At 35.8% G+C, this 26,876-nt stretch carries 23 protein-coding genes; all 23 read left to right on the top strand.

All coding sequences use genetic code 11. The features are described 5' to 3' along the window. The first annotated feature begins 21 nt into the window (after window positions 1-21). The 23 genes from IR022_RS13165 to IR022_RS13055 all read left to right on the top strand — a co-directional run bounded on the left by IR022_RS13165 (window position 22) and on the right by IR022_RS13055 (window position 26,867). Window positions 22-279: a GlsB/YeaQ/YmgE family stress response membrane protein gene (locus IR022_RS13165; RefSeq protein ID WP_050710192.1), complete on the top strand. Its 258-nt coding sequence runs from the start codon at window positions 22-24 to the stop codon at window positions 277-279. 569 nt (window positions 280-848) lie between these two features. Continuing rightward, window positions 849-3,008 carry a TonB-dependent siderophore receptor gene (locus IR022_RS13160; RefSeq protein WP_194204059.1) on the top strand — a complete coding sequence of 720 codons (2,160 nt, stop codon included), beginning with the start codon at window positions 849-851 and terminating at the stop codon, window positions 3,006-3,008. Between the two features lie 10 nt (window positions 3,009-3,018). Continuing rightward, window positions 3,019-4,038 (top strand): ABC transporter substrate-binding protein, encoded by a 1,020-nt coding sequence (locus tag IR022_RS13155; RefSeq protein WP_194204058.1) that lies wholly within the window; start codon window positions 3,019-3,021, stop codon window positions 4,036-4,038. After that, the gene (locus IR022_RS13150) at window positions 4,038-4,724 is read left to right on the top strand and encodes a class I SAM-dependent methyltransferase (protein ID WP_194204057.1); all 687 of its coding nucleotides are present in this window, start codon (window positions 4,038-4,040) and stop codon (window positions 4,722-4,724) included. The genes IR022_RS13155 and IR022_RS13150 overlap by 1 nt, the downstream gene beginning before the upstream one ends. A 25-nt stretch (window positions 4,725-4,749) precedes the next feature. Continuing rightward, complete coding sequence (locus IR022_RS13145; RefSeq protein ID WP_199327726.1) at window positions 4,750-5,763, top strand: FecCD family ABC transporter permease; 1,014 nt, start codon at window positions 4,750-4,752, stop codon at window positions 5,761-5,763. Then, on the top strand, window positions 5,754-6,533 hold the full coding sequence (locus IR022_RS13140; protein ID WP_199330313.1) for an ABC transporter ATP-binding protein: 780 nt from the start codon (window positions 5,754-5,756) through the stop codon (window positions 6,531-6,533). The genes IR022_RS13145 and IR022_RS13140 overlap by 10 nt, the downstream gene beginning before the upstream one ends. 41 nt (window positions 6,534-6,574) lie before the next feature. Next, window positions 6,575-6,973, top strand: a complete 399-nt coding sequence (gene nikR / locus IR022_RS13135; RefSeq protein WP_050710561.1) for a nickel-responsive transcriptional regulator NikR — start codon at window positions 6,575-6,577, stop codon at window positions 6,971-6,973. Between the two features lie 284 nt (window positions 6,974-7,257). Continuing rightward, a complete protein-coding gene (locus IR022_RS13130) occupies window positions 7,258-11,124 on the top strand; it encodes a TIM-barrel domain-containing protein (RefSeq protein ID WP_194204056.1) in 3,867 nt (1,288 codons plus the stop codon). 1,075 nt (window positions 11,125-12,199) lie between these two features. Continuing rightward, window positions 12,200-12,595: a type VI secretion system tube protein TssD gene (gene tssD, locus IR022_RS13125; protein ID WP_050710635.1), complete on the top strand. Its 396-nt coding sequence runs from the start codon at window positions 12,200-12,202 to the stop codon at window positions 12,593-12,595. A gap of 187 nt (window positions 12,596-12,782) precedes the next feature. Beyond that, complete coding sequence (locus IR022_RS13120) at window positions 12,783-13,244, top strand: hypothetical protein (protein WP_194204055.1); 462 nt, start codon at window positions 12,783-12,785, stop codon at window positions 13,242-13,244. A gap of 16 nt (window positions 13,245-13,260) precedes the next feature. Further along, on the top strand, window positions 13,261-14,634 hold the full coding sequence (locus IR022_RS13115; protein ID WP_194204054.1) for a DUF5458 family protein: 1,374 nt from the start codon (window positions 13,261-13,263) through the stop codon (window positions 14,632-14,634). Window positions 14,635-14,728: 94 nt separating this feature from the next. After that, complete coding sequence (gene tssD, locus IR022_RS13110) at window positions 14,729-15,148, top strand: type VI secretion system tube protein TssD (protein WP_050710632.1); 420 nt, start codon at window positions 14,729-14,731, stop codon at window positions 15,146-15,148. Then, window positions 15,148-15,594 carry a type VI secretion system tube protein TssD gene (gene tssD / locus IR022_RS13105; protein WP_194204053.1) on the top strand — a complete coding sequence of 149 codons (447 nt, stop codon included), beginning with the start codon at window positions 15,148-15,150 and terminating at the stop codon, window positions 15,592-15,594. The genes tssD (IR022_RS13110) and tssD (IR022_RS13105) overlap by 1 nt, the downstream gene beginning before the upstream one ends. After that, on the top strand, window positions 15,591-16,070 hold the full coding sequence (locus tag IR022_RS13100) for a hypothetical protein (RefSeq protein ID WP_194204052.1): 480 nt from the start codon (window positions 15,591-15,593) through the stop codon (window positions 16,068-16,070). The genes tssD (IR022_RS13105) and IR022_RS13100 overlap by 4 nt, the downstream gene beginning before the upstream one ends. 26 nt (window positions 16,071-16,096) lie before the next feature. Further along, window positions 16,097-16,540 (top strand): GPW/gp25 family protein, encoded by a 444-nt coding sequence (locus tag IR022_RS13095; protein ID WP_050710629.1) that lies wholly within the window; start codon window positions 16,097-16,099, stop codon window positions 16,538-16,540. A gap of 4 nt (window positions 16,541-16,544) precedes the next feature. Beyond that, the gene (locus tag IR022_RS13090; RefSeq protein WP_194204051.1) at window positions 16,545-18,380 is read left to right on the top strand and encodes a type VI secretion system baseplate subunit TssF; all 1,836 of its coding nucleotides are present in this window, start codon (window positions 16,545-16,547) and stop codon (window positions 18,378-18,380) included. Between the two features lie 10 nt (window positions 18,381-18,390). Next, the gene (locus IR022_RS13085; protein ID WP_194204050.1) at window positions 18,391-19,254 is read left to right on the top strand and encodes a TssN family type VI secretion system protein; all 864 of its coding nucleotides are present in this window, start codon (window positions 18,391-18,393) and stop codon (window positions 19,252-19,254) included. Between the two features lie 46 nt (window positions 19,255-19,300). After that, window positions 19,301-20,455: a hypothetical protein gene (locus tag IR022_RS13080; RefSeq protein ID WP_194204049.1), complete on the top strand. Its 1,155-nt coding sequence runs from the start codon at window positions 19,301-19,303 to the stop codon at window positions 20,453-20,455. Window positions 20,456-20,461: 6 nt separating this feature from the next. Beyond that, on the top strand, window positions 20,462-21,412 hold the full coding sequence (locus IR022_RS13075; protein ID WP_194204048.1) for a type VI secretion system baseplate subunit TssG: 951 nt from the start codon (window positions 20,462-20,464) through the stop codon (window positions 21,410-21,412). Window positions 21,413-21,425: 13 nt separating this feature from the next. Beyond that, complete coding sequence (locus tag IR022_RS13070; protein WP_194204047.1) at window positions 21,426-23,261, top strand: type VI secretion system Vgr family protein; 1,836 nt, start codon at window positions 21,426-21,428, stop codon at window positions 23,259-23,261. A gap of 41 nt (window positions 23,262-23,302) precedes the next feature. Further along, the gene (locus IR022_RS13065) at window positions 23,303-24,454 is read left to right on the top strand and encodes a DUF2931 family protein (protein WP_194204046.1); all 1,152 of its coding nucleotides are present in this window, start codon (window positions 23,303-23,305) and stop codon (window positions 24,452-24,454) included. An 11-nt stretch (window positions 24,455-24,465) separates the two neighbouring features. Beyond that, on the top strand, window positions 24,466-25,662 hold the full coding sequence (locus tag IR022_RS13060) for a DUF2931 family protein (RefSeq protein WP_194204045.1): 1,197 nt from the start codon (window positions 24,466-24,468) through the stop codon (window positions 25,660-25,662). A gap of 11 nt (window positions 25,663-25,673) precedes the next feature. Next, a complete protein-coding gene (locus IR022_RS13055; RefSeq protein WP_194204044.1) occupies window positions 25,674-26,867 on the top strand; it encodes a DUF2931 family protein in 1,194 nt (397 codons plus the stop codon). The last annotated feature ends 9 nt before the right edge of the window (window positions 26,868-26,876 follow it).

Below are 26,876 nucleotides of genomic sequence, written 5' to 3'. Positions count from 1 at the left end.
ATTAATTTAAAAATTTAGATTATGGAAGGTTACGGAATTATATGGTCGATAATTATTGGTGTTGCCGCAGGTGCTATTGCCGGTTGGATTATGAAAGGAAATGGATTTGGCTTTATTGTTAATTTGATAGTAGGTCTTGTAGGTAGTGTCTTAGGCGGATGGATTTATGGCTTACTAGGTATTAGTACCGGTGGAATATTCGGGGTATTAATAATGTCGGTAGTAGGAGCTGTTGTTTTACTTTGGATTATATCGCTGTTCCGGAAGAAGAACGTCTGACAATAGTCAACATATGACGAAGATGTATTTATTTATATAATCTTGAAATATCGAAAAACGAGTAAAGGCAGGTTTAACCTGCCTTTACTCGTTTTTCGATATTTACTTTTCTAAACTATCCTTCCCAAGGATGGATTCTTAGTTTTATCTATCCCACGCTGCTAGATGTTCTATGATTCAAAATGGTTTGCTATAACCATAGTTCTCGCTCTTTTTGAAGAAGGATTATAAATAAAATAAATAATTGCATTCTTTTTATCTATCGAATTTAGTTAAAGCTTATCTCTCATTGTCTGATTGTGTCTTTTTTTAGAGTTTCTTCTCTTTGTTGTATTAACTATGAAAATCAATCATATATATATTATTCTTCTTTAAATATATACACTCTATGGTTTGCAAATTAACACATGGGTAATGTTTGTTCACATAGTTGTCAAAAAAATGAAAAACAAAATCATTGAATGTTTGTTCATAAATGTAAGTAGCAAAAAAATAATATTCGTGCTACTATTGACAATAACAGCGCTGAGTCTAACAAAATAAGTTTAATGTAAATATCTATCATACCTATGAGGAAAGTATTGTTAATTGGATCTATAACCTTCCTATTATCTTTATCTTATGTGTGTGCTCAGGAAGCACCCTTAGAATCAGATAGCGTTAAGAGTGTCACTCTATTAGAGGTTACGGTAAAGGCTCAGCCGTATAAAAAATATAATCTGGATAATATCTCCAGTAGTTTGAGAATACAAGGAGAAATGCTTAAGACTCCCCAGAATATACAGATAATCAATGCATCTGTTTTAAAAGATCAGCTATCGTTAAATTTAACAGAAAGTGTTACTCGCAATGTGAGTGGAACATTTCGTGAAGAATTGCATAATGGTGTTTCTCCCGACATATATACACGTGGAGGATATATAAGTGCTCAACGCAATGGAGTTGATCTTCGTCCTTTGTTAAAAGGTCCGATTGGCGATGATGTTGCCATAATTGAGAGTGTAGAGTTTATAAAAGGCCCATCGGGTTTTATGAATTCAATAGGAGATCCTGCGGGTTCGTATAATATTATCACCAAAAAGCCTACTGGCACGAACCGAAAAACTTTCAGAATGATACAAGGTAGTTTTGGGTTGATAAGAGCTGAAGCCGACTTGGATGGAACAGTGGATGAGGATGGAAAGTTATTGTACCGTTTCAATATAATGGGAATGAATAAAAAAGGCTTTCTGCAATTCGATAATAATGATCGTATTTTGATCGCACCTTCTCTTAAATATGTAATTGATAATAAAACATCGTTATCGGTTGACTACATCTACCAACGATTAAACTATATGTTTTTGAGTGAAGCACAAATCTCACCAAATGGTTTTGGATCATTACCTGGAGATTTTAGTATAAGCGATCCGAATTTGAGACCATATAGAGCTAATGACCATAGTGTTTTTGTAAACTTCCAAAGGAAATTCAATGAAAATTGGGCTTTTACTACACAGGTATCAAATATAAATAGTCAATCGGAAGGAACTATCTTTTGGGTATATGGAAAAAATGAAACAGACCCTGATATTCTCGACCGCTATTATGTTTATGATGGTATGAAATATAACATCTTTTCGACACAGGCGTTTACGCAAGGTAAATTTTCGACCGGACAAGTAAAGCATGCTTTACTTGCGGGAGTAGACTTTAACCACAAACGAAACAAAACACAAGATACTTGGAATACGGCAACTACTATTTATCCATTAAGTATGTCTAATCCTATATATTCGAATGTTATCAATAATAATGGGATAGGTGGCGACTTTAATTCGGAGAATGGAATAAATGCTCCCGAAAATTTAACTGATAGCAGATTATATTACACTTCTGCATATGTGATGGATGAAATATCTCTGTTACGCGATAAACTGAAAATTACGGGAGGACTCAGGTTGACTCAATCCGATGCCGATTTCAATCAGTATGGAGAGGAAACCGATGCCTCAGATTGGGTGCTTACACCAAGGTTAGGAGCCAATTTTCTTTTAACAGAATCTTTCAGTGTCTATGGATTATATGATAATACTTTTATCCCTCAGGCAGGTATAGCTTATGACAAAACTGCATTAAAGCCTATTCGTGGTGTTAGTTATGAAGCAGGATTAAAAAAGGATTGGTATAATAAAGCTTTAAGTACAACTCTTTCATTTTATCACATTACTCGTAGTAATAATATTGTTAAAGACCCGGTAAATAACGATTTCTACCAATCAGGAGAAAATGAATCAAAAGGAATAGAATTTGATATTCGAGGACGTATTGCTAGAGGTTTGAATGTAATTATCAATTACGCTTATACCGATTCGAAGATTACTAAAGATGATAAGAATCCAGCTATGGTTGGAATGGCTACACCTAACCGTATCAAACATATACAGAATACTTGGGTTAATTACGAATTACCATTTAAGGCACTCAATAGCTTTAGTTTGTCTTTAGGGTATCAATATATGGTAGGAAGAGCTGAAAGGTTTACATCTATTGATCCTCAGGAATTAAAAGACTTTTTCAGAATGGATGGAGGAATCGCTTATACAAAAAAGAAATTCAGTGTAAATCTGATGGTGAATAATATCTTGGATACACATCAGTATTCAACAGGTTGGAAGAAGAATGATATGTATTATTGGGTACAATTAGCTCCAATCAATTACCGTTGCTCAGTTACTCTAAACCTATAAACTATTTACCATGCGTATTATTTTTATATTCCTAAGCTTAATAGCTCTCGCAAGTTGTAGTAATCAAAATTCAAAGGATAAGAAGTCGGATAGTTCTTCTGCTATTTCGGTGACCGATATTCAAGGAAATGAGATTAATTTATCTAAACCGGCTGAGAAAATTGTATGCTTGTTCGATCCATCAGTAGATGTGATTTATATGTTACAAGCTCAAGATAAGTTAATCGGAATTCCTGCTGAGACTTATTTTGATAGTGAATTATATGATTATTACAAACACATCGATTCTCGTATCCTAAATAAGGAATTGGCAACACCGGGAAGTAATGAGCTGGCGAGTTTAGAAAGTATTATTCAGTTGGGTCCTGATTTAGTTATTGCTCAGCAATTGCCCGAAAGTGTAGTTAAAACCCTTCAAGGAATGAATATTCCGGTTTATATTGCTGCTGCCGCAAGATACGAAGACTTGGTAAAAGAAATGAAAGACATTTCGATTCTGACAGGCAAAACCGAAAGAGGAGAGGAGTTAATCACTTATGCGAAAAATAAAATAAAGGATTTACAAGAGCGTACAGCTTCACAAGGTGATTCAAATCATAAAACGGTCTATTTTACTTGGGCAAACGGACGTATCTTCTCTACCGCAGGTCGTAGCAGTATGATGAACGATTGCCTCGATTTGGCTGGTGTAGAAAATGCATGCCCATTCGAGATGGATAAACCAAACATTAATCCCGAAACTTTGATTGGATGGAATCCTGATATGATTGTGATGTGGAACGATAGTCCTGATTTGTTTTATAATAAAAAAGAATTGGGCGGGGTAACAGCAATTCGCGAAAAGCAGATTCATAACCTTATGCCGATGTTTTTTTATAATCCTCATACATTCAAATCACTATGTGCAGCAGTTGCTATACACAATTGGGCTTATGCTTCTAAGGGTGGGGATGGTACAAATGAGATAAAAGAAATACTAGGGGAGCTTTACGGAACAGAAACCAGTGAAAAACTTATAAAATATTTATAATGATTACAGAAATTGCTAAATATTGGGATAAACAAAGTGCCATATGGAGTGAAGAAAAAAAAGAAGCATGGACTTTGCCCGAAACCACATATTGGTTGGAATACTTTAAATCGCTCTTACCTCATTTACCCGGAAATCAAGTTTTAGAAGTAGGAACAGCCTCGGGTTATTTTGCTAATATCCTTCATCTTGCAGGATACGAAGTTACAGCGGTAGACTTGTCGCCCAATATGGTTGAGGAAGCTCAGCGAGTTTCTGCAGATTTGGGTCTTCCGATTGATTATCATGTAATGGATGCTCAGGAACTACAATTTCCCGAGAATCAATTTGATCTGGTGTTTACCCGATTAATGACTTGGACAACTCCCGATGTAGAGAAGTTTTATGCTGCAAGCTTCAAGGTCTTAAAATCCAAAGGTTTGTTTTTGAACTTCGATGGCGATTTTGGAGATATGTGTTTTTCGCAAGAAGGACACGAAAAATATCCAGCCGGTATAATGGAAGAAGCAAACATTATTAAAAGTAAGTTGGATATCAGCAAACACAGTCGTCCACAAAAAGATATGGAATTGTTAGAGAAAGTTGGCTTTACGAAAGTAGAGGTTGACGAGAAGGCTCAAAACAGAATTTTGCATAAGCCCGAAAATGAGGAAGCTCTCTTTCAATTAACGGCTATTAAACTCTAATCTTAACACTCTAAATATATCTGCATTGAGTAGAAAAATTGCTAATATAATATGTTTTGGACTACCTTTGCCAATGTTGGTAATCTCTTTGTTCATAGGCTCATCTGCACAAGTAAATGTTTTTGACTATTTGCCTTTACTATATAAGAAATTGGCTGATAGTGTTATGACTGCGAGCGAGATTACTCAGTACGAAATGATTTCGAATATCCTCTTCAACGTCCGGATGCCGCGAATATTACTTACCTTTTTGGTGGGGGCAGCTTTGTCTACATCAGGCGGTGTATTGCAGGGGATATTTCGAAATCCATTAGTAGATTCCTATATCTTAGGCATTTCATCAGGTGCGGCTTTTGGGGCATCGTTAGCAATTGTTTATTCGTTGAGTTTTGTCAATGTTTATGCCTTTGTAGGTGGCTCTATAGCAGTTATTCTAACTTATATGATTGCCGGTTCTCATAAGCAAATATCTACGGTCTCTATTATCCTTTCGGGAATGATCGTTTCGGGAGTCTTTATGGCTCTGCTTACTATGGTTCAGTATATTAGTAACCCTTACAAATTGCAGGCTATTGTACAATGGGCAATGGGCAATTTACATGCTGCTTCTTGGATAGAGTTGAAGCAGGCTTTTATTCCAATATTGATTTGCTTAGCTATTGTATTTTTATATCGTTGGCGTATAAATTTATTGGCATTGGGTGATGATGCAGCCAAATCGGTAGGTGTGAATCCCTCTTTTGACAAATTGATTTTGATTGTGTGTGCCACTTTAATGACTACTACAACGGTAGCCGTTGCCGGTATTATTAGTTTCTATGGATTATTCTTGCCACATATTGTAAGAATGTTACTTGGCTCGGACAATAGTAAATCAATTCCGGGAAATATTTTCTTAGGAGGAAGTTTTCTTCTGCTAATTGACAACTTATCTAGGGCTTTATTTGTTTTTGAAGTACCAATAGGAATTTTCACTACTATACTGGGTGGAGCTTTCTTTGTTTTCTTAATGAGAAAAAATAAACTGAATTGGAATTGATTACAGAGGCTATACATATTGAAGAAATGCATTACTCGTATGGCGATAAGCCCGTGCTTAATGGAGTAAATGTTGTATTTCCCGAGAATAAGTTTTCGGTCTTGTTGGGTATTAATGGGGGAGGGAAGTCTACCCTGTTTAAAATTATTGCCGGGTTATTGAAAGGGCATCAAGGAAATATTCGCATCTGTGGTCAGGATATGGATAAGCTGCGTTTCAAAGACAGAGCTTCGCTTATAGGCTTTCTACCACAATTTACCCAGTCAGTTTTTTCGTTTACAGTTGAAGAGATTCTGTTAACAGGTCGTACTGCCTTTTCGGGTTTCGCTCCTAAAAAAGAAGATCGCTTATTAGTTGATAAAATATTAAAAGACTTATCCATTACACGATTAAAGGACAAATCTTTTACTCAGCTTTCTGGAGGCGAGCAACAAATTGTAATGATTGGGCGATTATTGATGCAAAAGCCAAAAATCTTACTTCTGGATGAACCAACCAATCACTTAGATGTTTATTATCAACACTATCTGATGGAAAAGTTGAAAGATTATTCGGAGAACGATTTTACAGTAATTGCAATTATGCATAATCCGACTCTCGCTTTTCAGTATGCAGATCATTTTTGTTATCTGCATCATGGCAATATTTATACGCCTACCAATCCTGCTGCTCCTAATGTTGAGTTGTTGGAAAAAGTATATGGTATGAGCTTTGTAGAATTTACAAGAGATGATAAAAAATTTATGCTACCCTTTGGTGAGCTTCAATGAAGTTGTCTCTAATTTTAATGGAAAAATAAAAAACAAGATAAATGAAAGTAGTTCGATTTGGAGTCTCAGTAGAAAAGGATGTATTAGATTTATTGGATAATTATATTATTAGTAATAAATTCCCTAACCGTTCTCAAGCTATTCGTCACTTGATAAAGAAGGTGGAGGTAGAAAGTCAATTGGATTCCAATAAAATTGTTGGGGGTTCCATTACATTATCGTTTGACCATCACAGGAGAGAATTATTAGATCGAATAACCGAGATACAACATCAATTTTATCATGTAATCCTTTGCTCTCAGCACATACATCTCGATCATGATACTTGTATGGAAATTATTGCTTTGAAGGGTAATGCTTCGGTCTTGAGAGATTTAGCTAATCAACTAACCGCTGTAAAAGGTATTATTCACGGCGATCTGTCGATTACAATGGTATGATAATTCTAGATATAGATAAATAAAAAACATCTTTTATTTTGATTAACTGAGGGGATCCTTTTGGATACCCTCAGTTATTTTATTCTAAGACTTCTACAAAAAGTCGAATTCAATCTCAAATAATCATTGTAGTTAGTTTCCTGATCTTAATAGTTTTTGAGATGATTGTATTTGTAATTTCTTTCAGCCGCTTTTACTATATTTAATATAGATGAAGCTCAGAAGTGGTGGATATTTTTTAATTTTATCATATTTAAATCACCTTAAATTATATAGTCTAAATTATGAAAAACTTAACTGGTAATTTTAAACACAAGAAACAAGCTCTGCTTGTATTGGTTATACCTCTGATGTTTTCGTATTCTTCAGCGTATAGCATTGAACAAACAAGGAATGCTGTTGAGATTACACAGCAAAATCAACATGTGATTAGTGCAAAAAAGATAAATCCAACAACTGTTGAAGTATTATTCTCTAACAATCAGAGAATGGCATTCGATTTTTATGGCGAAAATATCTTTAGAGTTTTCCTGGATAATTCAGGTGGGATAATAAGAGATCCCGTAGCAAAACCCGAAGCGAAAATTTTAGTTGATAATCCTAGAAAATCTATTTCTAAACTAGATTTAGAGGATGATAACAGTTATATATCTTTTTCTACCGAAAAAGTGAAAGTTCAGTTAGATAAGCAAACGTCTCTTTTGAAAATCACTAATCTTGAAACCAATAGAATTGTATTGGAAGAAGCTGAACCTGTTCTTTTTGAGAAAGGAAAAGTCGTCTTAACATTCAAAGAGAATCCTCAAGAGTATTTTTACGGAGGTGGAGTTCAGAATGGGCGATTTTCGCATAAAGGAAAAGCTATATCTATTGAAAACCAAAATAGCTGGACTGATGGCGGAGTCGCTTCGCCCACTCCCTACTATTGGTCTACCAATGGATATGGTGTGATGTGGTATACTTTCAAAAAAGGGAAGTATGATTTTGGAGGAAGAGAAAAAGGCATTGTAAAGTTATCTCACGATACAGATTACCTAGATGCTTTTTATATGATAAGTGATGGAGCTGTGCCTTTGTTGAATGATTATTATCAACTTACAGGAAACCCTGTATTATTACCCAAATTTGGTTTCTATCAAGGTCATTTAAATGCTTACAACAGAGATTACTGGAAAGAAGACGAAAAAGGAATTCTTTTTGAGGATGGAAAGCGTTACAAGGAAAGTCAAAAAGATAATGGAGGGATTAAAGAGTCTTTGAATGGAGAAAAAGACAATTATCAGTTTTCGGCTCGTGGAGTAATCGACCGCTATAAAAATCATGATATGCCATTAGGATGGCTTCTACCTAATGATGGCTATGGTGCCGGATATGGACAAACGGGAACTTTGGATGGAAATATTCAGAATTTGAAGAGCCTGGCTGATTATGCTCATAAGAATGGTGTTGAAATTGGTCTTTGGACTCAATCGGACTTACATCCTAAACCCGAAATAGACGCTCTCTTGCAAAGAGATATTGTAAAGGAAGTAAGAGATGCGGGTGTGCGTGTCTTAAAAACAGATGTGGCTTGGGTAGGTGCAGGATACTCTTTTGGCTTGAATGGTATTGCTGATGTGGCTAATATTATGACCTATTATGGAGATAACAGCAGACCTTTTATCATATCGCTTGATGGTTGGGCAGGTACACAACGCTATGCCGGAGTGTGGTCGGGAGACCAAACCGGTGGAGTATGGGAATACATTCGTTTTCACATACCAACTTATATTGGGTCGGGATTATCGGGTCAACCTAACATAACCTCTGACGTAGATGGAATTTTTGGCGGTAAAAATCTGGTAGTTAATACCAGAGATTTTCAGTGGAAAACATTTACTCCTATGGAATTGAATATGGATGGATGGGGAGCTAACGAAAAATACCCTCATGCGTTGGGTGAACCGGCAACATCTATAAACCGATGGTATCTGAAACTTAAGTCAGAACTTATTCCTTATACATATAGCATTGCCAAAGAGGCCATTGACGGAATGCCTATGATTAGAGCCATGTTCTTGGAATATCCTAATGATTATACTAAAGGGAAATCTACACAATATCAATTCTTATACGGAGCTAATTTTTTAATTGCACCTATCTATCAAGAGACGAAGTCGGATGATAAAGGTAATGATATCCGCAATGGAATTTATTTACCAGAAGGTTCTTGGATTGACTATTTCTCAGGAGATAAATATGAGGGTAATTCCATTATCAATAATTATGCATCACCATTGTGGAAACTTCCGGTATTTGTTAAGAATGGAGCTATTATTCCAATGACTAATCCCAATAACAATGTTTCCGAAATAGATAAAGGCATTCGTATATATGAAATCTATCCATTTGGGAACAGTTCATTTACTGAATATGATGATGATGGAACAACTGAAGCATACAGATTGGGTAAGGGAGTTACTACTTTAATTGAATCCAATGTTAGTGGCAAAAATAATGTAGTGCTGACTATACATCCCTCAAAAGGTGATTTTAATGGTTTTGTTAAGCAAAAATCGACAGAATTCAGGATAAATGTAACGGAAAAGCCAAAGAAGATTTCAGCTCAGGTTGGGGATAATAAAGTGAAATTAGCTGAGGTAAATTCGAAGGACGAATTTTTGAAAAAGGAAAATGTTTACTTCTACGATGCTGCCCCAAACTTAAATAAGTTTGCAACTAAAGGTAGTGAGTTTGAGAAAGAAGTTCTTATTAAGAACCCGCAGCTTTTTGTAAAGTTGGCTTCTTCTGATATTACAACTAGCAAAACAACCCTGAATATAGAAGGGTTTTTATTCGAGCCTTCTGATAAGTATAGAGTAACATCGGGTTCAATAAAAGCTCCTGCCGCTGCTCAAGTTACAGAAGAAAATAGAGAAGCATATACTTTAAAACCAACATGGGATAGAGTAGACAATGCAAATTATTATGAAATTGATTTCAACGGAATGCTTTATACGACGATAAAAGATACGGAGTTGTTATTTGATGGATTGAATGTAGAAACGACTTATCCTTTCAAAATACGCTCGGTAAATAAAGATGGATATTCGGATTGGGCTACATTCAGTGCTACAACTAAATCTAATCCTTTGGAATTTGCTATTAGAGGAATTGTAGGTGAGACTACTGCTGAAAATGAAGCAGAATCGGATATTGAAAAACTATTCGACTTTGATGAAAGTAATTTGTGGCATACTAAATGGGGAACAAACTCTATTCCATTCGATTTGATAATGGATTTGAAAACAATAAATCAATTAGATAAGTTTCATTATTTGCCACGTATTGGAAGAGGAAATGGAACATTATTGAAAGGGAATGTCTTTTATCGTAATGACAAAGAAATTTGGATGGAAGCAGGTTCATTTGAATGGGCAAATAATGACGAGGTCAAAGTATTTGATTTTACAAATCATCCGACAGCTCGCTATGTGAAATTATCTGTTACGGATGGGGTTAAAGGCTTTGGTTCGGGTCGAGAATTATATGTATTTAAAGTGCCTAATACTGAAAGTTATCTTCCGGGAGATATTAATAATGATCGCCTGATTGATAGAAACGACTTGACATCATATACTAATTACACCGGATTGAGAAAAGATGATGCTGATTTCGAAGGATATATCAGTAATGGAGATATCAATAAGAATGGTTTGATAGATGCTTACGATATTTCTGTTGTTGCAACACAGCTGGATGGTGGTGTAGGAGATGATAAAGTCGCAAAAGTTACTGGAGATATTGAGATAAGTACAAAGAGGCAAAATTTGAATAAAGATGAAGTATTCGAAATTTATGTTAAGGGAATTGACCTTCGATCTCTAAATGCTTTGAGCTTTGCTTTGCCATATGATCCACAGAATTATGAGTTTATTAGCATAGAGCCATTAAATATGAAAGAAATGGAGAACCTTACTAATGACAGACTTCATACAAATGGAGTAAAAGCTTTGTATCCAACATTTATCAACATAGGCAACAAAGAACCTATTGAAGGTACTGTGGATCTCTTTATCTTGAAATTTAGAGCTAAGCAAAAATTGAAATTTGATTTGAAGATTATAGATGGATTTTTAGTTGATAAAAATTTAAATACACATAAGTTCTAAAATAATAGATAAGAGAGTTATTCTCGTTTATGTAAAATATTAAAAAGCCACTCATGACACGCTAGTTGTGAGTGGCTTTTGTGATATTTACCAATAAAGTACCACTGCTCGTTATCTCTCTCTCTTAGATGTATTGCCTGAAACAGCTCTCATTATTTGAAAATTTTATTGCTTCTTCATTTATTATTAGACCTTTATTCGTTAAATATGATATGGTTATTTTTTTGTAAATGTGTTAATATTGGTAATAGATAATTGTTTTGTGATTTTTTAGTTAGTCTCTTTTTATTTTTGTCTTTTCTGGAGCTAAATAAATGAGATTATCATCGTGTATTAATAATTTATTATATGTTTCCTTATTAATTGATTATACTCTAATTACATCTTTCAATTTTATATGAGTAGGTTATATATAAATATGATCTATCAATAATTTATTTGTTATTTAAATAAATATTTAATAATAGCTTATATTTTCTCTGTTTTTATAAAGTGTAGATTATCAGTTGTATAAATGAAATTGTTTCTTAAGAAAATCTACATTTTTGGTAGGGCCACAAATTTTAATGAGATTTGTTCTCACTTTAAAGTTAAAAAACAGGTCGTTAATTAAATTTAACATAGTTGTCAAATGTTTGATAGATAATGTTTTGTTGTGATATTTAAAGAAGTATTGACAAGATTAATTTTTGTTCACTTGTCAGTTGTTTTTAACATACTTATATTCGTAAACGTAACACGTATTGAAAACTTTATAAAACTAGTCTGCCTTACCTTGTTGCAAATTTTATTTTATACAACTTTATAAAACCATACTAAACTAAAAATAATAAAAAGATAATGTTTTATTGAGCTTAATTGGGTAAATATCCCATTAGATTAAGAGCTAACACTAATATACACGCCGATAATTAAGTGAAAACATAATTATCAATTCGAATTTTTTAACGACGAACAAAAACGACGAAACAATTACAAACAAAGAAACTAACAAAAAATCATCCCAAGAACTATATAGAATAATCAAGCCTGATACTCTGTGTCAGGGAATATCAACACTTTAAATTATACAATTATGGCTTTTAGAGCAACACTAAATTTTGGGGGCAAAGAATTTGATGTCCTTGATTGTAGTTACAAATTGAGCAGAGATATCGACTCAAAAGGACGTCCTGCGTCTAACATTTATGGCGGTATTATTAAAGTACATGTAGAATCAACCGAAGATACATCTATTTTAGAAGGCTTAGTAGCACAATTTAAACCTAACTCGGGTAGCATCGTATTCAAAAAAGGAGACGAAGAGGCTAAGATGAAGGAACTTACATGGGAGAACGGGTATATTGTTTCTTTTGAAGAAAATATCGATGTAGTTGGCTCAAAACCAATGACTCTAACATTTGAGGTTTCTGCTCAAGTATTAAAAATTGGTGGTGCACAGTTCGAACAAAACTGGCCTCTAAACAACTAAAAAGTAGAACAGAAGCGGAGTGGATTTCTCTCTTCCCGCAAAGTAATTGAGATATCGCTCCGTTCTGCTCTCTGTTTATTATTTCCTTACAAACAAAGAATATTGATGCTTGTCGAAAGTATCAACTTTCCTCTTTTGTGCCTGTACTGGAGATAACAATCAAAGATAATCATTAAATTAAAGATATATGATAAATAACTATGAAATTGGTGGAAATGAGGTCAAAATAGATTCCTCAGAGGCTATCTCAGCAATTCCCGAAAATAGAACATTAGTTGTCGAAAAATTGACGTCTGATGAGCCTATCAATCCGTCTGCTGTAACGGGATTAACGTCTATCGAGCAAGTTTTTGCACATTACAAACCAGAGGTTGATGTGGAGTTTCAGAATGCAGATGGTCAGTCTGTAAATGAAACTTTTGGCTTTACTTGCGTCGGAGATTTTAACGTGAAAAGCATGACTGCTCAAAGCCCTTTTCTAAAAGGTGTAAATACCGAAAAAGACTTCTATGATAACCTTACAAAGCAACTTCGTTCGAATAAAGTCTTGCAAAGAGCTTTAGAAAATCCTGAGGCAAAAGCTGCTTTCGTAGCTGCTCTACAAGGTGTATTGGCAGAAATGGACGAGGTCGAAAATATATCAATGTAAAAAACAAACAACAATAATGGCAGAGAAAGAAGCAGTGCAACAAGATGTTGCCGAAAAGGTAAAAGCTACCAAGAAGGCCGGTTCGATTGAATCATTGGATCAGGCAATAAATACATTGGCAAAATTCGGAGGATTCAATTTTTTGGAGTCAGCAGTAGATGGTATTGCGGCAATGAGCCCCGAACGTAAAGCTCGCAAGAAAGCATTCTTAGTGGAGGATGGTCATGCAGCACAAAGAGCTGATTTACGTAATAATATAAATCTTTGGCTTGATATTTTAGGATCTTCAGCAACCACTAGTGAGATGCTTGATAAATCTCAAGAAAAATCAACAGCTGTATCACAATTATTGGCAGAAAATCAATTGGCTGCTGTAGAAGCTGTAAAAGATTTGGAGAAATCTTATCGCAATGTGATGTTGTTCTACAAAAACACAGAATCAGACAAACTGACTAATGTTACCATCGTGAATGCTTCTGCAGAGCAGACCTCAGACTTGGATAACTCACGTTTTATTGATTATGTTGCTAATGAACTGAAACAGAATTATGATAAGCTAGATCTACGTAACAATTATTCTTTGATGGTAATCCCTGGATATTTAGGTAGTGCTAAAGTTATCGATAAATGGTCGAAGATCGCTTATGAGAATAAAGTTCAGCTATATACCGACTTCATGGATTTGGATAAACCGGATGATGTTGTTGATATGTTTTTCAATGCAGGACTTGCTTCGGGTGAAGCTTATAAAGCGAATACTTGTTTAGCTTGTAACTGGTTGATAGGTAGAGGTAAATATAGTGAGTTGGGCGAAGAAGATGATCTACATGTATCTCCTGCTGCTGCACTTGCCGGAAAGATATATGGTACACTTATGTCTCAGATTACTGCCGGAAAGAAGCATGGAGGAATCAATGAAGTTGATAGTGTAGTATTTCCTCTAAAGAAGAGCGAAATTTCTCAGTTGGACAAAATGGGATTAATTCCTATGGTAAACGAGTATGGCAAAGTAATGGCGTTCTCGGGTAAAACATTATTCAATGGAGATAATTTAGGCTTACAAACTTATTCGGTAGTTCGTGTATTCGACTATATCATGAAAGTTTTGTTTGATTTCTTAAATCGCAGAGCATTTGAGAATTGGAGCGGAAAGACTGAAAGAGATCTTAGGAGCCAAATTATCAAATTTCTAGATGGTGTACAAGGACCTGATCGCCTGATTGAGAAATTCAAGATCGTGCGCTTCGAACGTGATCCTAACCAAAAAGACCGTATTTATTTGGATCTTCATATAACTCCATATTTTCCTGCAAAAAGTTTTGTTATCAAAATGGACGGAACAAAAGGAGAAGAAGAGAATGCATGGAATACAGAGGTTGAACAGCAGTAATAATATTTTCAATATGATGGCTCGCACAAAGCACTCGTTATAATGATAGATAATCAAAGAGTGCTTTAGCTGCCTCCTTATTTAAGTATGAACTATGGATGGTAAAGGTATATTCAAGCTTCGTAAGCCAAGTGAAGATAATATTCAAAATCTTTATTTTGAGAATTACGATCTTATGCATTGCGAATACTCCTTTGATAAGGGTATTACAAAAGAAGGGAAAGTGAGAACAGAGGTATTGGCAGGTAATATAAGAGTAGCATTACCTATGTTGCCTACTGCTGAGTTACTGTCTTGGGCATTCGATCGTAGCAAGAAATACAATGGAGAAATAACCATCCACGATGCTCATGAAGAATCTTTAGATAAGATATACTTTGAAGAAGGTCGCTTGGTAGGATTCAGAATGCATTATGAACCCAATGAGGATAAAGAGAATGTAATTCTTTTGCTTTCGATTAATGCTCAGCGTATGATTGTAGGCGATGTTGAATATATAAATCGTTGGAGCTGATGGGATTCTTTGATCGTTTTAGAAAAGGCAAGCTTTTCTATGGGAAGAATATGCCTGCCATGGTAACCGAATTTCGGTTCATGAAGAAAAAGTATATTCTAGAAGAATTCGATTTAGAATTTAGACAAGATGTGAATGAGAAGAACAAACCCGATAGTGATACTTATGGCGGTATTCTTACACTGACATTTAGTGAGACTCCCGACCAGTGGATTAACTTATGGATGATGAATCCTTATGAAAAAAGAGATGGTGAAATAAGGTTTCTTACAAATGAGAGTAAGATAACGGAAGGTGCAGCATTGATCATAACATTTCAGGATGCTTACTGTATCAGTTACCAAAAGACATTGAACCCCAAAGGAGCGGGAACTCTGACAACTTTAATTGTTTCGCCTCGCAAAATAAAAGTGGGAACCGAAGAATTTGAAAATAAGTGGAAATGAGCATCACAGAACATACTATAACCGAATTGTATTTATACCTGAAACTCGATATATGGAATTCAGGCCGTGTTGCCAGATGGGGACACGTTAAAAAAGTAGATATAGAGAATGATAACTCTACCAATACAGGGTATTATCTACCTAAAGCATTGAATAGCTATACATCGTTTTCTCCCGCAAAGCAGTTGGGCATTGGGTTATATTTATTGGACTTACATCTAGTCAAAAGAGATGTCTGGAATAGGCAACTTGTGTACTTAGCTGTAATAGCTGTATGCCAAACTACAATGGCACAGATAAAAACTATGTATTGTATTGAAATAACTAATTCGATAGAATTGGGAGCACTTCGAGAACTTATGACAGATAATCCGGCTCAATCGTCTATGAGGAAACGTAAGTCACCCTTCAGAGTAAGTAGGACTCCAAGAATGTTTGATTCCAGTCCGATAAATTCAGTTCGAAGAAAGCACTAATTAGATAAAGTATTGCATCAATAATTATGAAAAAGATCTGTTATAAAGCTCCTTTTAACTTTCAGTCTATCGTTACAGGTGTTGCGGATACAATGCCTATGTGTACCGAATTGGAGTCAATTGATGATTACTTGGAATTATTAATAACAACCTGCCCGGGCGAACATAAGTTTAATAAAAATTTTGGGTGCAAGATATGGGATATGGATTTTGAAATGGTTGTTTCTAGAAAAGAGTGGCTTGATGATTTTCAAGGACATATTTTAAGTGCTGTGCAACGTAATGAAAGCAGATTAAAAGATGTGACCGTCTCTATAGATATTCTGGAAGTAACTAAAGAAGATCATGTGATGAAGACCACGGCTATTAAAAAAAAGGTCATGGTATATATAAATGGGATCATTACTTCAACAAATATACCTTGCGGATTTAAGTATGCATTATTTCTAGGGCCTTTATCAACAGAATAATACAATGGCAGATTTATCAACAGAATATGGACATAAAAGGAGTATACTTGATCGTATGATCAGGGTTACCTCTGAGTATATGGGTATCAAGCAAAATGAATTGAGAGATCCAATGGCTCTTCTTTTGCTGGAGTGCCTAGCAGAGGAAGTTTATAAAATATCCGGAGAGTTTGATAATATGGAAGACCGGATATTAGATAAGTTAGCTGATATGCTTGTATCTGATGTAAAAGCTATAGCTAGGCCGGCGCATGCTGTTTTGCATGCCATCCCATCTGAAAGTAAATGTCTGGTTACACCTCAAACATCTTTTACTTTGCAGGCTGATAATGATCTTACTTTTTTTCCGGTATGTAATACACAACTGTTTAAGGGTGATATCAAGTATTTTGCCCACAAAGGACTATTCTACTCTATTGATAAGACACAACATAAAACATTACTTTCTAGGGCTAAGAAAACATCCGAATTTGCAGATAACACTTTCTGGATGGGGCTAGAAGTGGATGAGAAAATAAATAACTTGGAAGAGCTTTCGTTCTATATTGATTTTACGAATACCTACCAAAAGATGAACCAATTAAGCCTGCTACCATATAGTATATGGAAGATGCAGGATAGAGAGATACCTATAACCAGAGGTATTCCTTGTAAAAAAGAAAAATACGCAAACCACACTTTGGAATTGTTTTCTGGATATGACTTGTCCTACAAAATAAATGATTCTATAAAAAAAGAATACGATCCTTACTTTCTTCATATAGGTGAAAGCTTCGATATCACAGAAAAAAGAGAATTCTTTCCTGATAAATTAAAGGAATATTATCCAGAAGGGTTTTTGGAAGATTTTACAAAGCCTCTTATATGGATTGAAGTTGCTTGTCCTTCAGAGGTTACAGACGAGGCGATCTCTTCGATACGTTTGAATATTAACTCTTTTCCTGTTGTCTGTAAGAAGTTAATATCCAAGACTATCGAGTTAAATCGAGTAGTACCCATAATCCCGTTAGATACTGGTAATGACGAGTCATTTATATCCGTTTGCTCTCTGATAGATTCGATGGGTAAAGAATATTATGATGTGCCATTTAAAAACAGTGATTTATATGGAATTTATGCTTTACGCCGTGGAGGTTGTGAGAGATACGATAAGCGCGAAGCAAGGCAGTACCTTCTAAATATACTTACTCATATAACTAAAGAGGCATCATCCTTTATGTCAGGGGAAGCGGACGAAAAGAATGATATGGAGGAAATACAGGAAGATATAAGTTTATTATTGAAAGGTTTGCGTAGCATCGTTTTGAACTCCAAAGATAGATATGAGATTAAAAATTATATTCTTTTGAGTCCACAAATAAATGATAAGAATCTTTACTTCGTCAACTATTGGGTGACAGTTAATAATATTCCAGAGAATATGAACCAAGGATTGGTAATGCAGGCTGAACCTGGATTACAATTAGATCCGAGTTCTATTGTATTAGTGTCATCCGTAAAAAAAGGGAAAGGTGCACCAGGTGAATCAGAAAAATATAAGATATATAGTAAAACGATAACAAATAGTCGCATACTGGTTACTAATGATGATATTAAAGCTTATTGTATGCAGGAATTCGGAGATTCAATAAGTGAGGTTCAGATACGAAAAGGACTAATTGAAAGTGAAGATTCATCAATCGGCTTTATTCGGACTACCGATGTTTATTTAAAACCACGTAGAGGATTGAATAATTATATGGGGCAACGTGATGAAACTTACTTTTGTGAGTTATTGAAAAAGAATTCTCCTTTTACGTTCAGATACAGGGTATTTATTGATAAAACACTCTCAAACTAAGATAATTTATATGGAACTTGTATTAAGTAATTTTGTGCTATTATATTTATTATTGCCACTTGTAGGACTACTACTTGGGGTGGTAATGTTCTTTATTGCCAAAAAGAACAGGCTTTTGAGTGATAAGAAAGTTATATTCTATTTTCTTGCAACCTGTTTGTTATTGGCTGCTCCTGCCTTTTTGGGTTTTATAGACTATTGGTTTATGCCCTATTGCTATATCGGTCTACAAGTTCTATACTTATTATTGGGTTGGTGGAATCTCAAGCTAATGAAATATTTTGTTAAAGGTATCGAAGAAAAACCCTACTATGTAGAATTTCTATTGGTGTTTGTACTTATGATTGTTGGTGCAGGGTTATTCTCATTGGTCTTTAACCTATGCAACGAATTACAATATGGTCTATGGGCAGCGACCTGCTTGCTAACTTTTATTTTCCCATCTCTTTTTATGAAAACATACCGAACCTTCATGGATATACCGTTGGAAGTGTATGATATCTGGTCATATAAAGAAGAGTCGGATGAGATAGATGCCGAATATATGGATAACAACAAGATAATTGTAGTAGAACTAGAAATTTTTAAACAAGTAACACACCGAGAACCTCTGAACATAAAAGTTAAAGCTTCGGAGAATATGCCTTTTGGTATATGGTTCAAATTGTTTATAGGCGACTATAATAAAAAATCACCTAATGCAGCAGTTGCTTTTGATGATGAGAGTGATTCATATGGCTGGATGTTTTATGTGAACTCAAGCATATTGGGGCGTAAGAAATATATAGACCCAAGATTATCTTTTATGGCTAATAAAATAAAAGAAGAAAATGTGATCATAGCTAAACGTGTTCAATATAAAGAATACAACTAGTGATCAAAATATAGAGGAGTTGAAAAAATGAATAATATATAGGATCATGGATAATAAGATATATAGATTGGTTAATTGGAAAGAAAATATGGATGTAGATTGTTCACATTTAGAACAATTGGAAAACTATTTCATAGACCGTCTTTGTGATACAAAAGCTGTAATGATGAATGGTCATAATTACGGCTTACTACCACCTTTTGGAGAGAATAAAGTATCAAGTAGATTTGAGATTAGCGAACAGCTTACAGGTAAGGTGGAAATAAAACTTAGAAGTTGTAATGCAATTACTGGTGGAGGGTGTCGTATATCTTATAACCCTGGACAATCGAACTTTCTTTTGTATACGCATACTTTTTCTGAAGAAAAAGAGTCTCAATCAAAAGGAAATGGTTTTTGGGATGTAATTCTTACGGTTGATCCCTTTAAAAGAATCCCAACTGGCATTCCCGATGGAGAAGAGACTCCTCCAAGGCATCCCGATACTACTGAGTATTATGGGTTGACTATTGCTCCACAAGGGCAAGTAAATAAGGAACAATTAGGGATGTTTCATTTAGTAATAGGGCGTATCAGACAAAATGGTAACCGTTATGAAGTGGATACACAATATATTCCTCCTTGTGTAAGTATGAGTAGTCATCCCGATTTATTGGATTATTATGAGCGCTTTGGTAGCTATTTGAATGATATAGAAAGAGCTTCAAAGATAATTATATCAAAGACTCGTGAAGGAACTAGAAACTCACCTTTGGCTACGCATATAGGCAATGTGTGTGAAGACCTGATGAGGTATATTGCATCCATCTATTTTGCATATCGAAATACAGGGCGTACAGCAGCTCCGGTAGAAATAGTAGGTTACTTTTCAACTCTGGCTCATACCTGTTTTATTAGTTTGAATTTTATTTCGAGAACACAACGGGAAGAGTTGCTTAAGTATTTTTATGAATGGAGTGATGTAACTCCAGGTTCATTCGAAGAATTGTTAGCAAATAGTTTGAATGTTATATATGAACATGGCAATATCCGTACAATTATGTTACAGATAGAGTCATTTCTGCGAGTTATGGGTGAATTATGGTTGAAACTAAGTTCATTGGAATATATCGGTCAGCATAAAGAAAATATTGTTATATCGGAACGTACTAATCAAACAGATGCTCCAAAGGTAAAAAGTGGCTGGACAATTTTAGATTAAGAAGCAATGGAGACCAAAAGTAGTACTCGAAAAGAGAAAGTAAGAGCTGTCAATACACTTGGAACAGATTTCCGTGCAGAAGTTATTGCCGCTGGACTAATTGCCACAGGTAATGCCGAGGATAAAACGATGATCATCCGTCAGAGAGGTGATAAAAGACATGTCTCGAAAGATATTGATAGGATCGAAAATGATTATTCCGTTTATGACATGATGGAGTACTTATACATTTATACTAATAGATTTGGTATATATGATTCGTTACCCGAGGGAATATTTCATCAACCTAGCCATGTTAAAAAACAAAAGACAAAAGATGACATCATTCATGAGATACGCGGCTATCGTGATCAGGAATTTTTTGCCCGAAGGTACTTTCAGCCTTTCGAAATGGTGTTTGATAAACTTTTAGTAGGTGCTCAAGAGTATGAACAGAAATTTGATAAGGCTTATTTTCATTCCAATCTTTCCGAAATTTTTGAAGACCAATGGGATATTCTCAAACATTTGACTTTAGCGCAGGCTCTTTTATTTATACGTATTATTCCTGTTATAGCCGAAGTCTCAGAAAGCAAAAACTTGTCTGAAAAAGTCATGTCTATTGTATTGGGCTTTGAGGTCACGATAAATGAGGACAAAAAATCGTGGATGAAACTTGAACCTCAAGATCGAGTAAAGCTAGGGCAATGGAAACTAGGTAATAATTCTATACTTGGTAACTCAGTTGAAAGTGATGATCAAGATTTGATTGTTACAATAGGACCTCTAAGTCCTCAGGAAATGAAACTATTCGAATCAGGTAAGTCGAATGATCTGATTTTAAAAAAACTAATAGATATAGTACTTCCTTTTGATAGGAATAAACAAATAAAATACCGAATCTCTAAAGAAGAGTCTAAATTCCGTTTATCGGGTAAAACGCATAAAGCATATCTAGGCATTAACACAACCCTATAAAACATAAAAACATATGGCAACACAAAGTTATTTAGAAGAGAAACTGGCTACCAATGCCTTAGTTTATGTAGAAGGTAAAAAAGTGAAGTTTGATTCATTAGTTCTTGATCAAGCATTTGGTCAGCATCATACATTCCAAATTAAAATGGATTATGATAGCCTGAATCAAGAATTTATGAGTAATCCTCTGGAACAAATGAATCTGATCGGTAAGATTCTTGATATAGAACTTCTACAGGGTAATGATAGTGCCAATGCCTATGAATTTAAAGGTGTTATAGCAGATGTTAGCAATGAAGGCGAAGACGGAAAGCACGGTTATCTCATTTTACAAGGATATAGTACAACCGTACTTCTGGAGAGAGGTAAACGTATGGATGTCTTTAGTGAAATGACCTTGCAAGAAGTTTTTAAAGAAGTAACGGATGGTGTAATTAACAAACGGTTGTCGTGTGTAAATAGCCCTGCGTATACAGGAAAGGTAAGTTTCCTAATGCAATATAATGAAAGTGATTGGCAATTCTTACAGAGATTGTCTGCCATATCGGGAGAAACCTTGTTCTATACAGGGCGAGACCTTGTTTTCGGTCAGTATAAAGATTGGGATCCGATGGAGGTAACCTACGATAAAGAGATTACCCAATTCAGATCAGGGGCAAGGCTATTAGCTAATAACTTTACAGGCTACCAGTATCTTTCCGATAATGACGATATGTTGATCCAGGATGCACCGGAAAGAATAGACGATGCCAATGATTATGTGAATACCGCAGCATTACAAAGTAAAGAACTTACAGAAAAACGCCCAGTAAAAGCTCCTGTCTTATTAAATGTAGAAGACAAAGGATCACTGGACGAAATAGTGAAACGGAATAAAGTAACCACTGCATCGCGGACTGTTTACGTAGAAGGAAAAGCCAAAACTTGTGCACCAAGAATAGGACGACTACTAACTATACGTATGCCTGGAAATATGCCCGGAGCAAGTAATCTGGGAACCTATCGCATAATAAAAGTACGTCATGTTATAGATCAAGGAAGCAGATATCATTGCGAATTTGAAGGTATACCCTCGGCTTTGAAGTTTTTCCCCGTACCCCAACTTCAAATGCCTCTTATCGGTCCATTATTAGGACAGGTAGTTAAAAACAATGATCCTCAAGGACAGGGAAGAGTGTGTGTAGAATTTCCTTTCGCAACAAACCGTGCAAGCGAAACTTGGATGCGTGTGATGTCACTCAATGCAGGTTCGAGCAATGAAGTTGGTAAAAATAGAGGAATGGTGTTCGTACCCGAAGAAGGCGATCAGGTGATGATTGATTTTGAATATGGAGATCCTAACCGTCCATTTGTAAAAGGAAGTATGTTTCATGGAGCCAACGGTAAGGGAGGGGGAAGCAATAATGCTGAAAAAAGTATTATTACCCGAAGCGGAATAAAGATTGTATTTAATGATGACCAAAAATCGCTACATATCGAAGACCCCAGTGGAAATACTTGGGATATGGATGGTAATGGAAATATAACGGTTAACACTCCCGAGACACTGACTTTAAATTCAAAAAACATGATTGTTAACGTAGAAGAAAATATGGATATAACGGTTGGAGGAGATATGAAAACGTCTATAGGGGGCAATCAAAGAATAGAAGTAGTAGGTGACGTAGAACGTACGGCAACTAACTTGAAAGATTCTTTTTCTTCAAATTCAGAAATAAATATAGGTGAAAAACTTACGCAAATAGCTGGTGAAACTGATATTATAACTACAAATGGAGATATGATAGTAAAGAGTGCAGGAAAAGCCTTAGTGCAAGGAGCAACAGATGCGAGAGTAAGCAAAGGATAAAATTATGTTTTCTATTTAATAAGATTCGTTATTAACTAAATATGAAATTACAATTATTCTCTATACTTCTATTGATAGTTATTGCTGTAACTTATGTAAACTGTAACGGAATGGAAAATAAAAAATATGAATGGCTTCCTACTGAATGCGCCCCTAAAATGTATCCAGTTTGGATTGTAAGCGGATATTTTTCTTCGGAAGAAAAAATAGTTGCATTTGTTCCTAATTATGACTTTGTAGATAATGGCTGGGGAAAGCATGGTTCTACCGAACTGGTTGGATCTGAGCTGAAATTGCTGCCAGATGAATTATTTATCGAGTGGTTTTCCTTTACCGAAAATAAATTTTATAAAGGTACTTTTAGCTTGCCCAAAGATACTATTATTGCCCTCATGGAGCGAGGATTTCCCGTTATCGACAAGCGGTTACATCAGACGTATCGGTATCTCTTGGTAGGGCTTGCTCCGGGAGGAACGGTGGCAGTATGGTTGCGCAGTAGTGACGGATGGGTTACAGAAGTGGGACATTACCAGGCAGAGGAAATAACTCGTACTCTCGAAAGTTTTCTCGGAGAGTTACGAACATGGGGATGGGTTCAGGAATTGGATATGGATCCTAAAGACGTAACACAGGAAGATTTTAGGAATTCCTTTCTTTATAAAAATGAATCTCGTGCAGGCAGGCATTTAGACAGTATTCAAGGGAAAATACCCTTTGGCTTATGGGACAAATACCGTGAAAAATTTCTTTTTAGGGTGAGGATGGATTACGACGATCCTACCGCCGTTACAGACATGGTCTTATCGGAATATTATAATGGGGAAGAGGAATCCGTGCAGATTTATCCTCAAAATGACAATGGTTTTAAAATGCGTGCCCGTATCCGCTTCTTCAACACCTATTGGTCATTTGGTCGTACTTTGAAAGAAACAACAGTAATGATGGACGAAACCGAACTGATGGAGGCATACAATACTCTCTACGAAGGTAATCCCAACCGCGAAATAGAGTTGCGAGTACACGTCAATAAAGAGAATAATTTTATCCGCTTGTGGTTGTCTGACCCCCATGCCGAATATCCGAAAGAATTGGAGCTGACCAAGGCATATATAAAAATATACCCGGTAAGCGAGACACTTCGACATCGATATTTGGTATTCAGAGAAGAGTTTAAGGATATGTATAATCAATAAAATAATACACTATGACATATGACAACCCCAATATAAAGCAAGAAGAAAAAACTAAAAAACTAAAAATACTGCATATACTTCTATTAATAGTTATTGCTGTAACTCATGTAAACTGTAACGAAATGGAAAATAAAAAATATGAATGGCTTCCTGGTAGGTGTGCCCCTCAAATGTATCCGGTATCTATTGTGTATGGTTATTTTTCTTCAGAAGAAAAATACATTGCATCTGTACCTCGTGGTATTCTAGTAGATAACGGCTGGGGAAAGCAGGGCTCTATCGAAGTAGTTGGCCCTGACCTAAAAACCCTACCGGATGAATTATTTATAGAGTGGTTTTCCTTCACCGAAAATAAATTTTACAAAGGTACTTTTAGCTTGCCCAAAGATACTATTGCTTCTCTCATGGAGCAGGGATTTCCTGTTATTGACAGGCGGTTACATCAGACATACAATTGTATCTCGGTAGGGCTTGCCCCGGGAGGCAGAGTGGTAGTATGGCTACTAAGTAGTGACGGATGGGCTACAGAAGTGGGACATTACCAGGCAGAGGAAACAACTCGTACTCTCGAAAGTTTTCTCGGAGAGTTACGAACATGGGGATGGGTTCAGGAATTGGATATGGATCCTAAAGACGTAACCCAGGAAGATTTCAGAAATTCCTTTCTTTATAAAAATAAGTTCTCCACAGCAGGCAGGCATTTAGACAGTATTCAAGGGAAAATACCCTTTGGCCTATGGGACAAATACCGTGAAAAATTTCTCTTTAGGGTGAGAATGGATTACGACGATCCCAATGCTATGACTGATAGGATAAAGTCAGAATATTACAATGGAGAAGAGGAATATATGCAGATTTATCCTCAAAACGACAATGGCTTCAAAAAGCGTGCCCGCATCCGCTTTTTCAATACCTATTGGTCGTTTGGTCGTACTTTACAAGAGACAACAGTAATGATGGACGAAACCGAGCTGATGGAGGCATACAATACTCTATATGAAGGTAATCCCGACCGCGAAATAGAGTTGCGGGTACATGTCAATAAAGAAAATGATTTTATCCGCCTATGGTTGTCTGACCCCCATGCTGAATATTCGAGAGAACTGGAACTGACCAAGGCATACATAAAAATATACCCTGTAAGCGAGACGCTTCGACATCAATATCTGATATTTAGAGAAGAGTTTAAGGATATGTATAATCAATAAAATAATACACTATGACATATGACAACCCCAATATAAAGCAAGAAGAAAAAACTAAAAAACTAAAAATACTGCATATACTTCTATTAATAGTTATTGCTGTAACTCATGTAAACTGTAACGGAATGGAAAATAAAAAATATGAATGGCTTCCTACTGAATGCGCCCCTAAAATGTATCCAGTTTGGATTGTAAGCGGATATTTTTCTTCGGAAGAAAAAATAGTTGCATTTGTTCCTAATTATGACTTTGTAGATAATGGCTGGGGAAAGCATGGTTCTACCGAACTGGTTGGATCTGAGCTGAAATCGCTGCCAGATGAATTATTTATCGAGTGGTTTTCCTTTACCGAAAATAAATTTTATAAAGGTACTTTTAGCTTGCCCAAAGATACTATTATTGCCCTTATGGAGCGAGGATTTCCCGTTATCGACAAGCGGTTACATCAGACGTATCGGTATCTCTTGGTAGGGCTTGCTCCAGGAGGAACGGTGGCAGTATGGTTGCGCAGTAGTGACGGATGGGTTACAGAAGTGGGACATTACCAGGCAGAGGAAACAACTCGTACTCTCGAAAGTTTTCTTGGAGAGTTACGAACATGGGGATGGGTTCAGGAATTGGATATGGACCCTAAAGACGTAACACAGGAAGATTTTAGGAATTCCTTTCTTTATAAAAATGAATCTCGTGCAGGCAGGCATTTAGACAGTATTCAAGGGAAAATACCCTTTGGCTTATGGGACAAATACCGTGAAAAATTTCTCTTTAGGGTGAGGATGGATTACGACGACCCCAACGCTATGACTGATAGGATAAAGTCAGAATATTACAATGGAGAAGAGGAATATATGCAGATTTATCCTCAAAATGACAATGGCTTTAAAAAGCGTGCTCGCATCCGTTTCTTCAATACCTACTGGTCGTTTGGACGTACTTTGAAAGAAACAACAGTCATGATGGACGAAACCGAACTGATGGAGGCATACAACACTCTCTACGAAGGTAATCCCGACCGCGAAATAGAGTTGCGAGTACACGTCAATAAAGAGAATAATTTTATCCGCTTGTGGTTGTCTGATCCCCATGCTGAATATCCGAGAGAACTGGAGCTGACCAAGGCATATATAAAAATATATCCGGTGGATGAAAATGATCGACACCGATATATTGCATTCAGGGAGGAGTTTAAGGATATGTATAATCAATAAAATAATACA

Source organism: Dysgonomonas sp. GY617 (genome assembly GCF_015233815.1).
GTDB lineage: Bacteria > Bacteroidota > Bacteroidia > Bacteroidales > Dysgonomonadaceae > Dysgonomonas_A.
The sequence above is the reverse complement of the archived record's forward strand: the minus strand, read 5'-3'. Positions and strand labels throughout refer to the sequence as shown.